Below are 14,651 nucleotides of genomic sequence, written 5' to 3'. Positions count from 1 at the left end.
GTGCCGCCGTTGCCGTGCTGCTTACATTAATGGTTACGCCTGCGCTCTCCGTTGACTCCGTATCTGAAGTACCGGAAACCAAGAAGATCACCGAGACAGCGAGCAATACAACACCCACGACGGTGACACCCAAAGATACTGAAGGGCGGCGCCCCGCGGCCCTGCCAATCAGCCCAGCGGCCAAGAGAAACGCGCCGACGACACCAAAGACAATTGTAAGCGGAGGCATGCTTGTATCCTCGAATTCCTGACGTACAGCAGCGGCTCGTTCGCCCTAAGTCGCTAACGACTTCAACAAGTGGATGGCGGAGAATTGGGAGCCCCAACTCCTCCGCAAACCTCAGCCAGTTGCATGAGCGCAACTGCCTAATCTAGACGATTATAGTAACCGGAAGTCCACAGAGTCAAGGCATTTGGCGAGTCTCAATTATTGCAGCGCTACGGTGCATTGGGTACCGTAGAGCAAACCGAATGATCTTGTATGGAGATGGCACCACTTCTGATGCGACTTGCGCTGTGCGCAGTTGCTCAGATGTTGCGAGAAAGGATCAATCGATGAATCTCCTCCACAAAGCGCCTACAGGTCTGGGTCATCACGCAGTCGTTGCCGATGGACATCCCTCGCTCGACCGCATTCGCATTGCTGTCTTGCGGTTGGCGCCCGGCGAAGCCTACGCCGGTGAAACTGGCGCGTGGGAATCTGCTCTCGTGCTGCAGGCGGGGGCAGGGACGATTGCCGTGGAGTCCCATGGCATCGCTCACCGCTGTGCGCGCCAAAACGTCTTTGCCGGTCCCTCGTCAACTGTCTTCGTAGCGCCTGAGCAAACGTGGGAGGTCCGTGCGGAGGGAAGTTCAGCGCTGGAGCTGATAATCTGTAGTACGCCCGGCAAGGCGGGCATGAATTCCCAGGTGATCACCGCCGATCAACTCAAGCTGCGCAAAGTTGGAAAAGGCAACTGGTATCGCACCATCTACGACATTGTCGACGCACCTTTTCCCGCGCACACGATGGTTCTAGGCGAGACGTACAATCCACCGGGATTCTGGAGCAGCGCGCCGCCGCACAAGCATGAGGTGGACGACCCGCCTCACGAATCCGAACATGAAGAGGCCTACCTCTTCCGAATCAGTCCCCCGCGCGGCTTTGGCATGCAGCGGGTTTATACTGACGACGGCTCGCTGAATGAGTCATACACGGTTGAAGATGGCGACGTGGTGGCCATTCCTCGGGGGTACCATCCTGTCGTCGCAGGACCGGGCTATCAGCTCTATTACCTTTGGATTCTCGCCGGGAATCAACGAGTGCTGGCCCCCAGGGACGATCCGAATCACGCCTGGCTGAAAGACAGTGAAGCGGTGATTACGGCTGTGGGTGGAATGGGAACACCCGCCGGGTGAATAGTCCCCCAATGGCATACCGATGCAGCATAGACGAATGCCAAAATCTATCGCGTACGCAGCAATTGCAATGACACGAGGAGAATGGAAGACCCTTGGATGATCGTTTCGACCTGGTCGTTCTTGGCGGCGGCAGCGCCGGCTACGCCGCCGCGCGCACGGCTGCTGAGGCGGGCGCTCGTGTGGCGATAGCAGAGCAAGGGCCGTTGGGCGGCCTGTGTATCTTGCGGGGTTGCATGCCCAGCAAAGCCATCCTTGCCTCGTCCAATCGTCTCTACCAATCCCAACACGCGGCAGAGCTGGGCATTGGTACCCGTACGCTTACGCCCGATCTGCCCGCCATCATCGCCCGTAAGCGACGGCTCATAGAGGGATTTGCAGACTATCGCATTGAGCAACTCAACGCCCCGGACATCGCATTGATCGATGGCGCAGCGCGATTCCTCTCGGCCGAGCGTGTCCGAGTGGGCGACCATGTTCTCTCGGCGCCCAAATTCATCATTGCCACCGGATCGGTACCATTCGTGCCCAAAGTTCCGGGGCTGGAGGAAGCTGGTTACCTGACCAGCGACGATGCGCTGGAGTTGGAAGAGTTGCCGGAGTCAATCTGCGTACTTGGCGGCGGTCCAATCGGCTTGGAGTTAGGGCAATTCTACTCACGGCTTGGTGCGGCCGTCACCCTCTTGCAGCGCAGTAACTGCATCCTAAGCAACGAAGATGATGCGGTGGGCACGGCGTTGGAGGAATACCTGCGGGAAGATGGTATGGACGTGCGTTGCGCCACCCGCCTTACGGCCGTAGCGCAACGCAACGGCAAGAAAGTGCTGCATCTGCTGCAGGACGACACCGAGAGCGTCATCGAAGTCGACCACATCCTGGTCGCCACCGGGCGCAGTCCGTACTTGGAAAGTCTAAACCTTGGCGCCGCCGGTGTGGAGAGCACTTCGCGCGGCATTGCCACTGATACCGCCATGCGCACGTCCAACCCGAACATCTTTGCCGTTGGCGATGTAACGGTCTCATTCGACATTGTGCATGTGGCTATCCAACAGGGCGAGATTGCGGCCCACAACGCCCTCGACGCCGGTCCGCCGCAATACATGGACTACCGCGTCGTGCCCATCGTCATCTTCACCGAGCCGCAGTACGGACGCGTGGGCATGACGGAGAAGGAGGCCACCGCTAAAGACATTCCCATCGTCACCGCTTCTTATCCGTTCAACGACCATGGCAAGGCGCTCTGCCTGGGCGAAACACGCGGCTTCGTGAAGATGATCGGCCACGCGCAGACGGGTGAGCTTCTCGGCTACCAAGTGCTGGGACCGGAAGGGGGCGAGTTGATCCACGAGTGTATCGTGGCACTTCACTATCGTGCTACAGCGCAGGACTTTATGCGCATCCCCCACTACCACCCGACCCTTGCGGAAATCCTCACCTACCCCGCTGAGGAAATCGCCGAGCAGGTCGCGGCAAGGAATGGACAGTAGTGGTCTCACGGGTTCGGATTGATGGGTAGCGAAGGTTTTGCATCCTGCGCTCTTGTTGACCGGTAGTGCCGGCTATAAACCTATGCCAGGCCGGCTGCAGACCTACGCCAGAAGGTGTTGGCATTGACCACCCGATCCGTGTATCTGTCTCCCGTTCGCGCTGAGCTTCCACCAAATCCGTTCCCGCTGAGCTCCCACTGGTTCCGTTCGTGCTGAGGTCCTCAAGCTGTGATCCTTAAGCTGTGATCCTTAAGTTGAGGTCCATAAGCTGAGGTCCTTAGGCTGAGGTCCTTAGGCTGAGGTCCTTTAACCGTTCGCACTGAGCTTGTCGAAGTGCGCAGGCAGCGCCAGCACTGCCGATTCGTGTTGAATTCTTGATGGGCCCTCTTCCACCTCGCAACTTGCCACCCCAACCGTTCGTGATGAGGCGGCTGCGCCAAGTCCCTGTCGAAGCGCGAACGGTTGCGAAGTCTGGCGATATTGCCATCTAGTTCCACTGCCGCGCCGCTGCTAGAATGGAAGGTGCGGGGACGTGTCGGAACTGGAAGACGAGCATGACTTAGGATCATGTGCCGCAAGGCGTGCGGGTTCGAGTCCCGCCGTCCCCACCAGAATGCGGTTGGCAACAGACAAGTACACCGTTGTTGCCATAGTGCGGGAGAGCTAATGCATTGCCCAGGCAATCTTGCGACCCTGCAGGATAGGGTTGGCGACCAATGCGCAAGTTTGGCTAAGGCCCCAAGGTGCGCGGGCCCTAAGTTTGGCCGGATTTCCTTGCTCCCACTTCTTGCCGTACTGCCGGGCAGTCCTACCTGGATTTGAACTACGTAGAGTTCTAATCTCTGCCTCCCAGTTTCACGGGTGCCCCGGTCGTTTAGCCCACCCGGTCTCACCGACGCTTGCTCGTCAAATTAGGGACAGGCTAGGTCATCTTGGAGTCTTGTCTCAAACCGCTCAACTGCCGGGACGGGTGGGGTTCTTAGCCGCTGTCTCCCCAGTCCCATGTAATTTTCCAGTTTCCTAAACATTGCAATCTTACCCAGATCGGCCAGGTATCCTCCACGGTTGCGTATAGACTAAGACTTAGAACTAGAACCTCTCACCGGCAGAACGTATCAATACATTCATATCCATTTGTTAGATACTAATGTATCTTGACAATATCTGCAAAAGAGGTAGAGTACATGCAAGGCTTGATGAGTTTCGCCTTTGCCGACACATGGAATCCTGAACTCATCGAGAGGGTATGCTGGGAAGGCAGACTCATTCTAGTGATCCGAGAGGCAATACTTAGACTTGAGCTCGTTTCCGATTGGATCAATCTTACCAATTCGAACAGTAGCAGCAACACTAGCTGCGGCGCACTCCTTCTATTGTCGTCAATTCAACTTGGATATTACTGATCCTGAAGAGATTCGCTATCCGGCCAAGATTTCCGTATGGGTACGTTGGTTCATTTGCATTGCCTGCCTGATCGAGCTGATTTACCGACCTGTATTCACCTACTTCACGTATGCTGCATACATATTGTGTTTCTTGGTGTTGGTCGCACTCAATGGGTACGTACACTATCGCGTTCAGACCGGTCGCACAGTCACTTTGCATTGGATACTCGCGCTTAGCGCGATGGATGTAATCCTGATAACAGGCGGCATGATTGTTGCCGGTGGATTTAGCCATTTCTTCTTTTACTTACTCTATTATCCCGCCCTGGTTTGGTTTGCAGTTTTCTTCAGTTCGTACCGTCTGAGCTTTGGGTGGGTGACAATGGTCGCCCTGCTATACGTAGTGGTGAGCTTGACGGCTGGAGAGGGCTTGGACTTTGACGCGAGAGACGAGAAGGCGCTCTTTGCCAGAATTGTCGTGATGTATGCGATTGTGGCATCTGTCAATCTTGTATCCAGTTCTGAGAGGAACAAGCGGCGAGAGGCCGTGGAACGTGAGCGGGAGCTCCATCGCGAGCGGATCCAACTCACTCAAACCATACATGACACGACTGCCCAGTCTGCCTATATGATCGGGATGGGAATTGAAACTGCAATCGAGTTGGCAGACAAGTCCAATCAGGCGCTGGTCGATAAACTTGAGGCGACGTACGAACTCTCGAAGTCGGCCATGTGGGAATTGCGGCATCCCATCGATATTGGCCTCATTCTTGAAGGCAGAGAATTGGGCCACGTGTTGCAATCCCATGCGGAGTCATTCACCGCGATCACGTCGGTCCATTCTGATGTGGTGCTGAGAGGCGCCGAACCGCCGCTCTCCCCGGTCACGCGCAGTTTGCTCTTCTCGATAGCGCATAACGCATTGACCAATGCCTTTCGCCACGCGCGCGCCGATAGGGTCACTATAGAGCTTGCCTTTCATGAGAACGGCTTGCGCATGTCACTGTCCGACGACGGCATCGGCCTGCCGGATGACTATGCCGTTCGCGGGCACGGCTTCAAGAACATGAGAGCCGACGCCGAGCGCATGGGTGGCAGACTGGACGTTGAATCGGGCATGTCCGGCCAAGGCACAACGGTAACGTGCGTAGTAGAGTACAATTCGGTAGAAGGAGGAACATGAATTGTCTACAGTACCGCTTACGACAGTTATGATCGTGGACGATCATTCGATCATGCGAGATGGTCTGAAGGAAGTCTTGAAGCTTTCTGGGGCGTTTGAGGTGGTGGGCCAGGCTCAGAATGGGGTGGAGGCTGTGGCCCTGGCCCAAGACGTCAGGCCCGACGTGATTATTATGGATGTGATGATGCCGGAAATGAACGGCATCGACGCGTGTCGAGAGATCATGGATTCGGTGCCGGATACACGCGTACTGATGCTGACGGCATCGACCGATGAGGACGCCGTCATCGCGGCGGTTTCCGCTGGCGCTACGGGCTATCTGCAAAAATTCTCCGGCAAACAGAAACTCCTCTCCACAATCCAGGAGGTAGCCAGCGGCGAATTCAGCATGCCCGGCGACCTGACAAGGCGGGTATTCAACAGAATTCGCTCCGCTGGCGAGAAACCCGAGTCACCGGATCTGGACAATCTCACCGAACGGGAGCAGGAAATACTCACCCTCTTCGCCCAAGGCATGTCGTACGCAAAGATTGCCGATGCGCGCGGCAACCGGCCCTTGACTATTCGTAACGCCATCTACGTCATCCGGGACAAACTGGGGGCGAAGTCGATTCAGGAAATGGTGGTCTGGGCCGTCCGCAACGGCCTGCTGGACGACAAGCCGCAATAAGGCATTGCGCCCCAGACACCCGCGAGGACCGGATTGGTTTGCCAGCCTGCCAACCGGTCCCGCCCCGAGCATACCCCCTTCTTGTCTAGCGCAAGCCCCCGTGCCAGACTCATGACGTGGGGGCGGTGTGACAATTCTGTCGCAAGTTGTGGCGCAAGTTTGTCGCAAGTTCAGCCGGAGCTATGCGCCAGCACGTACTCCAAGCGGTTCGTGCCTGCCCGACGCTGGAGCAATCCCCTTTCCACCAGTGCCCTCAGGTCGCGCTGCAGTGTCCGCCGTGAAACCTTAGGCAAGAGCGCTTGGCAATCCTTGTACTTGGCCTTTTGCACTCCAAAAAACCTCATTATGTCACATGGGGCCTTCATCCCGGCACAACCTAAGCGTTCCAAACTCTCTTCTTCCCCTGCCTGAATAGTATTCGCCCTCAAGTATCGTACCCTTTAGCTCAAGCGTCGCTGTACCCTTGTGGATGTTCATCGTGTCGAGGGCAGTCGACTTAGGCTCGTTCACGTAGAGGTGCACGAATTCGGGATATGGAAGGTCATCCGTCCTAATCGCCGCCGCAATACTATTCGAGCGAGAGTGTTCGGTCTCGAGTCTGAAGACTATCTTGGACCAGCTTTGCCGTATATATACTGAGACTGGATTTGCAACGGTGCTCTGTGTATGTGACGATTTGACCCAGCCCGACCACTTGCCATTTAAATCTGGCACCTCAACTAGCTTGAGGCTCCGTAGAAGTCCCAATCTCCATAGGTGGAGGTCAAACACTTTATAGAGGAGCGTGTAGATTCCCACAAACGATGGCGCGCTAATCCACCAGGGGGGTTCAAAACTGATGGAATCCAAGCCAACATCAAGGAGCCAAACTAACAAGACACTGACTATGGCGAGGGAAACCAGTACCCACTCCCTACTATCCGCCTGGTAAGGATGCACTTGATCCACCTCAACTCCAGAATTCCCACAACGCCACTAAACTGTTTACAAAAGCCCGAGCCTCCGCCACTGACCACTGATCGGGAGACGGCCCGAACAAGTATTGCTGACCATTCTGGCAAACAAGCTCATTGAGATTGGTTGAAGCCATCCATTTCACAATTGAACAGTAGGTATCCTGAAATCCGTATTGAAATGTTGCGTTAGGCGCATTATAGAGAAGAGATTCAATAAAGTAAGATGGGGCCAGCACAGCATTGATTATTCCATTGGACTCCAGGAAATTGCGGGCATTCTTGAACATTCGCACAGTGCGCTTGTACCTGTCAAAAGTGCTGACGCTCTTGGCCGCACCATTCTTGTAATGCTCTGTCGGAAAATTGATGATCCAGTACTTGTCCTGCAATGCCCAAAATGTGATGCCTTCTACGTATGAGTAATAGTTGAGATACCTCCGGTACTCCATACAAACAACGACGTCGGCTGCTAACCTTGGAGGGTTAGCTTTTATCTTGATTGATTTGTTGCCTTGAGCCACTAAGCTGTTGTCGAACCAATTCACTAGGGCTTTAAGTGTTTCGCGTCTGAAGTCACCCCAATCGTACAGGGCTGTAGAGAATGTCGAGTCTAGCTGATTCTGTTCCAATGGGGACAGCAAACTTGCGTCATGCCTAAATGCAGAGGTAAGTTGCACAACTACATCAACGTCGCTGTCTCCACGGATGTTGGTGTCGTTTTTGTAGGAGCCCTGAAGATAGACATCATATGTCATTCCTTGAGGCCAGGAGTGGGCCTCGAGCGCCGATCTTATTGCTTGATGAGTGCGAATCGAAGCTTCCTGAGGTCCATGGTGAGACCATCTGCTTAGTTGTGGTTTGGGAATTGCCATAGCGGATTTCTTCTCCAATGCCGATGACGTAAGCAGCCAATTCGCTTACGATGCCCGATAGGCAGTGATAGGTCCTACCAAATCAACAAATCGTGACCTGGTTTGCCCTGCATCTCTATTGATCTAGGTAGGGTGCCGCGTCAACCTCTGTCATCGGTCTTTGCTCTGCCTCGAACTGGATCTCCAGCGAGCAAGGTGTTGGCTCGCGTAAGTTGTCACCAAACAACTGCCCTTCCAGTTTTGCTAGTGTAGGATGCGCACAGCCGAACCAAAACGGATTAGTCGTCCACACTGTTTCTCGTGGCCGAATATCCCCAAATTCCACGACGATCTCCCACTCATCATTACGGTCTTCCAAGTGGGTCTCAGGCTTTTGGCCAACCAGAGGCATCGAGTCAAATGGCACTGTCTGTATGCCTTCGATGGGTATACTCTTCAGCACCTCTTTCACTTCTACCCCGCCGGACTTGCTCAGAACTCCTTCAAATCTTATGTTTTTCCCAAGCACTCCGCTTTTATTGTAGAGTTTCACACCAATCCCAATAAAGAAGGCCCTCTCGAATGTACACCAGATGACCTCCTCAGAATATCTTGGGTTCCGACCGATATCCACGGTTAGATAAGCAGAACGCGGTGGTGTGAATGTATCGTCGGGAAGAGGCGGAAAAAGTGCCAGAGAGTGCAGTATACATGGCGACTCAAGCGCAGTTCTTGAATCAAGGTCTGCCCAGTCAAGCGAAAATTGCGGTGTCTCTTCCAACACACCTTGACTTCCCATCTTCGCAATCTCATCGGGCGTGGCAACCCTCGTCGAACTACCATCTCTAATGTAAACGTCACTGCTACCCAGGTCGCCATACCGCTTTTTCAAATACACAGGACGATCTTGCAGGGGGATTTCAATGACACCAATTTCAACGCCCTCGATTTGCACAATCTTGTAGATGAACTCGACAGGACGTTGGGTCTTTCCATTAACAAACTGATGGAGACGGGCATCGTCCAGATGCTCTGTTACGCCGAGAATTCTGCTCCGCTTTCCCTTCACCTCTTCCACGCCAATCAGTATGTAGGCGGTTGCTCGGCGCCAGGAATTCGTAAAGGCCAAGATATCTTTGAGCAATTTTGCTTTCTGGCCGATGTCAGCCTTGTCAAAAGGATACTGTGCCGCCTTAAAGTCAAGCGAGGCTCCTTCTTCCTCATGGAGTAGAGTTTCAAGGAGTTCTAATTCAAATGGCAATACCCACGCTCCCTAGAATAGTCTGAACATTCGACTAATAATCCAGATGCAGAGATAGCTAATGTCCATCAACCTTAGGATGTTTCAAAGCCCTATTACAAATCTACCACGGTTTTGGTGTCGCCGGCGGTGAGGGCGTTCATGTAGGCGAGGATGAGGTTTTGGGTGCGGTAGGTACCGAATGTGGCTTGGTCTTGGCGTTGGACGATGGGGAAGGTGCTGAGGATGTAGGCGGCGTCGTTGCGGGAGATGCCGTAGAGGTGGAAGTAGCAGGCGTCGAGGCGGGCGCGGAGGTGGCGGCGCTCTTCTTCATTCCAAATGAAGGGAGGGCCGGTGTAGCCGAGGTCGCGGGCGAACGGCGCCATGTCGTGGGCGGTGTAGGTGAGGCGTAGCACGTGGTCGCGGATGAGGGCAAGGGCGGTGGTCTGGCCGAATTGGCGGTCGTAGCCGGCGGGGGCGATCACGGGGAGTTGCTCGATGATGAACAGGTTGAAGTTCGCGCCCTGAATCTTCTGTCTTGTAATGAAGTCTAGGCAGATTGAGTTCAGGTTTGCCACAAGGCAGGCCAGTGTGGTTGCACGGAAGTCTATCCCATCTTCTCGAGACTCCCTGGGTTCACCCATGGCTATTTCGTCCAATGTAAGAATTGGAATGCTGTTGCCAAAGCCAGAAAACGGCGCAATGGCGGTGATTGCGGTTCTCGCATCTGTAGGCCGGGTAATGTGACGAATGCCTAGAACATACTCCCGATTCAAAGGCAGTGCCGAACCTACATTCTGAGCGGGGACCCAATACTCAGATTGGGGTAGGAATTTCGGGTTCGCGTGCTGCAATTCGCTAACCTCTTCGCTGAGGTAAGGGTTGTGGGTGCTCTCAAGATTGACCCGAACTGAGTTGGCGCGATGGTCAAATTGATGGATCATGCGGCCTTGGTAGAGAGGCAGATAGAGCTCCTTCCCGCGTTGCCAGCGGTTGCCTTGGACGGGATAGAAGCCTTCTTCGTCTAGCTGCGTGGCGGTGCGGAAGAGGTGGGAGTCGTTGGTCATGTCGAACATGCGCACGTACTTGACCGGCCAGGTTTTCTTCTCACCCCCGTCGGAGCGGTTGACGAGGACGGGGTGGCGGGCGTAGATGGCGCGGGTGATGTCGGCGTCGCGGCGGGTGCGGAAGACCGGGGCGGTGCCGGTGTTGGGATTGACGCGGGCGAAGTCCTCCGGCGCCAACGGGAAGCAGCGGTCAGCATCGGTGATGGTCTTGGTGTCGTGGAGGAAGAAAGCGCATGCGGTCTCGTCGAACCGCCGTGCCGTGCCGCCAACGATGAGGGCGCAGAACTTGAACGAGGCGTGCACGTCCTTGAAGAAGATCTTCCTGTTTTCAAAGTCGTACAGTCCGGCCACACGCCCGCGAGTGGAAACCGACTTAAAGAACTTGGCCGCGGTCTTATCGGCATAGATGCCGGACGGGGTGAGCAGGCCGACCAGACCGTCGGTTTTGACCAGGCGCAAGGCGTTCTCGACGAAGAGCGAATAGAGATTTATGTTACCTCCGCCCAGCAGGGGATAGTGGCCGGAAGCCCGCACCAGTTTGCCCAGGCTGTCGGCGCGGGCTTTGGCGTCATCGAAGTCCGCCGCCAGCGGGTCGCCCTGCTTGCGCAACGCCGCAATTTCAGCCCGGCGCGCCGCCGCGGTGGGGGCGCGGGCGAGTTCCGGCGCGCGGGTGGCGAACCACTCCACCTCCTGCAGCTTGATACGGTCCGAGGGCGGATTGCCGATCACGGCGTCGACCCCGCCGGCCGGCTGCGCGTCCTGCCACTTTTGCCACACCCCCGGAAACGCCACCTCCCAGTGCAGGAAGGTCTCCCGGTCGGCGATAGTTCTAGCGTTGCGCCAGAGGGTTGCGAATTCGGTTGCGGCACGTTGGTCACTGGCCCGCGTTTTCGATTCTTTCCCTCCGCCGGACGCAGGTTGCAAACCTGCGCTACCGGAGGATGGTTGGGCGGGCTTCTGGTCGTCACTCCCGTGAAAACGGGAGTCCATCTTAGGCGGGGAATATGGGTTCCCGCTGGCAGGCGAGTCCACGGATTCGGAGGAAGATGGATTCCCGCGCAAGCGGGAATGACGGAGCGAGGCGCTTGCGCGGGAATGGCGGCGTAGCGCGGAGGCTTGCCCGCCCGCATCGTCCGCCGATTCTCTGCCCTCTTCGGACGCAGGTTGCGCGCACGTCTCGTGCGAACCTGCGCTACCGGAAGATGCTGCATCAGGCGAAGATGGATTCCCGAGTGCGCCCAAATGACGGTTGCTGTCTGCGCGGGAATGAGCGATGCCAACCGGTGTTTGAGACTCAATTGCGTCCGGCCCGTGCGCCAGGAGCTTGAAGGCGTCGACAGGTTTTTGGTCTAAGGTCTCGAGCAAAGGTAACTCAAAGAGCGTGCGCTCTTGCTTTTTCATGCCCGCAGTCAGCCAGCGCATGCCGCAGAGTATGTCAAGCAGGCCGCGGAGTTCGGCGGTGGTCTCTTCCACACCCTGAAAGAGCGCCGCGGACTCCCGCACCTCGGCCACGTCGGCATCAGAAAGGGACTCGATGCGCTGCATGCCCGCGGCGGCATTCTCCGCGCCTGTCATAGCTGACCATGCGGCCAAGCCGCCCAGTCGATTCAGTTCGTCAACGGCTTCCGTCACGCGCATGCCAAGCAGCGAGTCACCGCAACGCAGGTGGTGGTCCAGGAACGAGAGCGGCGCGCCGACGGTGAAGCTATGGAGCCAGAGCGAGACCTTGGCCAGCTCCACGGCCAGCGGGTTCTTATCTACACCGTAGATGCAGCGCTTCAGCACCATGCGCCGGATGATGGCCTGATCGGTGAGTTGCAGCTTGTCTATAGCCCAATCCGACTCACGCGCCCGCTGAAAAATTTCTGCTCGGATAACCGCAATGCGCTCCACAAGCGGCGAAACGTAGGCGCTACCTTCATCCAATTTTGGATGGTCTTGGGTATCAATTGGGAGCGAAGCCTTTCACAATCCTCGGAGAGTTGCTAATGTGGAAACGAGCTAATTCATCTTGATCTACGATTGGTCGCTATTGGTCATAAGTAAGGGTGAGCTGACTGTTAGAGTTGAATTTCTCGATGACAGATATAAATCCCAAGCATGCAGACAACAATCAAAATCCTCAGGAATCCCCAGAGGAAGACGACTCAAGCGTTAACTTACTGCGGGAGAGGGTAATCCAATCTCTAAAGGATCAAGGATTTGTCTTGACAGAATCAGGAATACAGCCTCCAGACCATACCGACAAAGAGTTACTTAGGAGGCTACACTTCCTCGCAGTACAACACAGAATTGAGCGAGCTTCTGGTCTACGTTCAAAAGAACCTATGCTCATTGAGCGAATTGCCGCCGGTTCTGAAGTGAATCCGCATTGCATTGCTCCTCGACTTGTGGAGGTATTGCCTGGTACTCAAGATGAATTGCTCTTTCGCTATGCGGCTCTTCACTGGAGCATTCCTGTGTCTTCAGGCTACGGACGACGCATAAGATTCTTGGTTCTCGACTCCCATAACAATAGGCTCATAGGAGTTATTGGCATTGGTGATCCAGTATTTGGCTTGGCAGCAAGAGACCAGTGGATTGGATGGAACTCGTCAGAGAGAAGAATCCGTTTGCGCCACGTATTGGATGCCTACGTACTTGGTGCCGTTCCACCATATTCTAATCTCTTGGGTGGAAAACTCATTGCCATGCTGGCTACAAGCAATGAGGTTCGAAGCACTTTCGAGCGTAAGTATGCACAGAAGACCGCGCTAATTAGTGGTGCAAGTGGGGACTCTAGAGTTGCTATGCTTACCACGACATCTGCGTTGGGCCGCTCTTCTATGTACAATAGAATTCGGTTTCATGGCCGCCTAGTATTTGAACCAGTCGGATTCACTTTGGGATCAGGAGAGTTTCACTTTGCAAATGGTCTGTACGACGAGCTGTATTCGTTCGTGGAAGCCAATTGCAGCCCAACTGCCAAGAATAAGAATTGGGGAACTGGATTTCGCAGCAGGAGAGAGGTAGTGCGAAAAGCACTTCGCAAATTGGGACTGCCCCATTCTCTTAACTTCCACGGAATTAGGCGCCAGGTGTTTGTGGCACCACTGGCCACCAATAGTCGGCAATTCCTTTCAGGTTATGAAAATGTGTTGGACTACTCGTGTAGTGACATGGAGAGTCTATTTTCGCACTTCAAGGAGCGTTGGCTTCTTCCAAGGGCAGGGCGGAACAAGTCTTACCGGAAGTTTGACCCCAAGACCTATCTTCTTTGGAACAAATAGACACATCTGACAAATGAGTCAACACCCTTATGTTGTCGAATGAAAGTCGTGAAGGGTATGCTCGACTGCCTGAGGACCTTTTGAGGGATCTTCTCGCAGGTGCAGGCGAAGTCGTCGAGGAGGTCGCAAGTCTACTTGCCCCAGTGCTCGACTCTCGTGATCGTTTAAGAAGTGTACTGCTAGACCTTGGCCTCATCCGCACATTCAAGAACATGTCCCCCTGTTCAATTGCTGGAATTGATGGCGGATTCGCTGTAGAGCGAACCTCTGCGATTGACCTATCACTAGCAGTTGGGGTCGGTGTGGAAGGTCTGGGATCAACAACTATCTGGGACTCCACTCAGTACGAATGGTGGACCAATGTAGCCAGGCACAATGTGGACGCCGAACGCTTGGCGAGAGGAGTCATGGTTGCATCGGAAATCGCGATATTGGAAGTGGCACCCCATAGCCTGCGGATTCTTGATGGGTCACACTTGACCCTTGTAATTCAGCTAAATTCAGCCTTGAGCTCTGAGTCACCAGACATTCGTAGTGAAGCCCGACGTGTATGGAAGCGTCTTGGTACTGAAAAGGGCTTAGCTGAAGTCTGCTCTAACCCTGACATCATAGCTATGCCTAAGTACGATTCGTCGAATACGATTGCAGACAGGTTGGAAGCCCAGTTGGGAATTTCGTTACCAGGAGATGACAAGTATCTCATGGGCCTCCTCCTGGAGCCTGGAGAGTTGCTAGTTCCCCAGCAAGTTCCAAAACACCCCTGGCAGACCTTACACTTCAACGCTGGATCTTCCGCAGATGAGGACTTAGAGCAGTCTTTCACAGACGCAATCCTACCGCTTAAAGAACGAAGACTTATGTTTACATACTTTAAGCCAGACCGGCTGTCTCCTGCATTTCGCCTGGAGATTAAGCCTGTAGTGCAAGAGCCCGATTTAGACATTCTCTGCTCAACACTTAGCAGTCAGATCACTGGGCCATTCGTCAGAGAGCCGTACCCACAATATCTTTCGGACGTAATGGCTAAGTCCGTAGGCCTGGGTCTAAGTGCGCTCCAGACCGCCGTACAACTTGGTCTAAGCGGTATGGGCAGACCTGAGCTCTCAGAGGTCCTGATTCGCTCATATCGTACCGAGGGGGTCTGA

12 protein-coding genes and 1 tRNA gene are annotated in these 14,651 nt (G+C 54.8%); 7 read left to right on the top strand and 6 right to left on the bottom strand.

Annotated features, from left to right (window positions below):
* Positions 1-229: hypothetical protein (locus OXE05_02565; GenBank protein MCY4436200.1), on the bottom strand; the 229-nt coding region annotated here is incomplete at its 3' end.
* A gap of 326 nt (positions 230-555) precedes the next feature.
* On the opposite strand from OXE05_02565, the gene iolB reads away from it, so the two are divergent.
* The 5 genes from iolB to OXE05_02540 all read left to right on the top strand — a co-directional run bounded on the left by iolB (position 556) and on the right by OXE05_02540 (position 6,123).
* Positions 556-1,398 (top strand): 5-deoxy-glucuronate isomerase, encoded by an 843-nt coding sequence (iolB, locus tag OXE05_02560; GenBank protein MCY4436199.1) that lies wholly within the window; start codon positions 556-558, stop codon positions 1,396-1,398.
* Between the two features lie 95 nt (positions 1,399-1,493).
* Positions 1,494-2,885, top strand: coding sequence for a dihydrolipoyl dehydrogenase (locus OXE05_02555; GenBank protein ID MCY4436198.1), 1,392 nt, complete (start codon positions 1,494-1,496; stop codon positions 2,883-2,885).
* Between the two features lie 526 nt (positions 2,886-3,411).
* Positions 3,412-3,496: transfer RNA gene (locus OXE05_02550), tRNA-Leu, on the top strand.
* A gap of 778 nt (positions 3,497-4,274) precedes the next feature.
* A complete protein-coding gene (locus tag OXE05_02545; GenBank protein MCY4436197.1) occupies positions 4,275-5,453 on the top strand; it encodes an ATP-binding protein in 1,179 nt (392 codons plus the stop codon).
* 1 nt (position 5,454) lies between these two features.
* Positions 5,455-6,123 carry a response regulator transcription factor gene (locus tag OXE05_02540; protein ID MCY4436196.1) on the top strand — a complete coding sequence of 223 codons (669 nt, stop codon included), beginning with the start codon at positions 5,455-5,457 and terminating at the stop codon, positions 6,121-6,123.
* Positions 6,124-6,293: 170 nt separating this feature from the next.
* Here OXE05_02540 and OXE05_02535 read toward each other — a convergent pair whose 3' ends face one another.
* The 5 genes from OXE05_02535 to OXE05_02515 all read right to left on the bottom strand — a co-directional run bounded on the left by OXE05_02535 (position 6,294) and on the right by OXE05_02515 (position 12,163).
* Positions 6,294-6,467 (bottom strand): winged helix-turn-helix transcriptional regulator, encoded by a 174-nt coding sequence (locus OXE05_02535; protein MCY4436195.1) that lies wholly within the window; start codon positions 6,465-6,467, stop codon positions 6,294-6,296.
* Between the two features lie 4 nt (positions 6,468-6,471).
* On the bottom strand, positions 6,472-7,071 hold the full coding sequence (locus OXE05_02530) for a hypothetical protein (GenBank protein ID MCY4436194.1): 600 nt from the start codon (positions 7,069-7,071) through the stop codon (positions 6,472-6,474).
* Between the two features lies 1 nt (position 7,072).
* Positions 7,073-7,951 carry a nucleotidyltransferase gene (locus tag OXE05_02525; GenBank protein ID MCY4436193.1) on the bottom strand — a complete coding sequence of 293 codons (879 nt, stop codon included), beginning with the start codon at positions 7,949-7,951 and terminating at the stop codon, positions 7,073-7,075.
* Between the two features lie 115 nt (positions 7,952-8,066).
* A complete protein-coding gene (locus OXE05_02520; protein MCY4436192.1) occupies positions 8,067-9,191 on the bottom strand; it encodes an ATP-binding protein in 1,125 nt (374 codons plus the stop codon).
* Positions 9,192-9,286: 95 nt separating this feature from the next.
* Positions 9,287-12,163 carry a hypothetical protein gene (locus OXE05_02515; protein MCY4436191.1) on the bottom strand — a complete coding sequence of 959 codons (2,877 nt, stop codon included), beginning with the start codon at positions 12,161-12,163 and terminating at the stop codon, positions 9,287-9,289.
* 152 nt (positions 12,164-12,315) lie between these two features.
* On the opposite strand from OXE05_02515, the gene OXE05_02510 reads away from it, so the two are divergent.
* Positions 12,316-13,506 (top strand): DUF4338 domain-containing protein, encoded by a 1,191-nt coding sequence (locus tag OXE05_02510; GenBank protein MCY4436190.1) that lies wholly within the window; start codon positions 12,316-12,318, stop codon positions 13,504-13,506.
* Between the two features lie 29 nt (positions 13,507-13,535).
* Positions 13,536-14,651, top strand: coding sequence for a hypothetical protein (locus OXE05_02505; GenBank protein ID MCY4436189.1), 1,116 nt, complete (start codon positions 13,536-13,538; stop codon positions 14,649-14,651).

The organism is Chloroflexota bacterium, from assembly GCA_026710945.1.
Classification (GTDB): Bacteria; Chloroflexota; UBA11872; order VXOZ01; family VXOZ01; genus VXOZ01.
The sequence above is the reverse complement of the archived record's forward strand: the minus strand, read 5'-3'. Positions and strand labels throughout refer to the sequence as shown.

What these genes read in the sequence shown, in the direction of transcription:
- iolB (MCY4436199.1), top strand. Translation starts at nt 556, where the DNA reads ATGAATCTCCTCCACAAAGCGCCTACAGGTCTGGGTCATCACGCAGTC.
- OXE05_02535 (MCY4436195.1), bottom strand. Translation starts at nt 6,467, where the DNA reads ATGAGGTTTTTTGGAGTGCAAAAGGCCAAGTACAAGGATTGCCAAGCG.
- OXE05_02525 (MCY4436193.1), bottom strand. Translation starts at nt 7,951, where the DNA reads ATGGCAATTCCCAAACCACAACTAAGCAGATGGTCTCACCATGGACCT.
- OXE05_02510 (MCY4436190.1), top strand. Translation starts at nt 12,316, where the DNA reads ATGACAGATATAAATCCCAAGCATGCAGACAACAATCAAAATCCTCAG.
- OXE05_02505 (MCY4436189.1), top strand. Translation starts at nt 13,536, where the DNA reads ATGTTGTCGAATGAAAGTCGTGAAGGGTATGCTCGACTGCCTGAGGAC.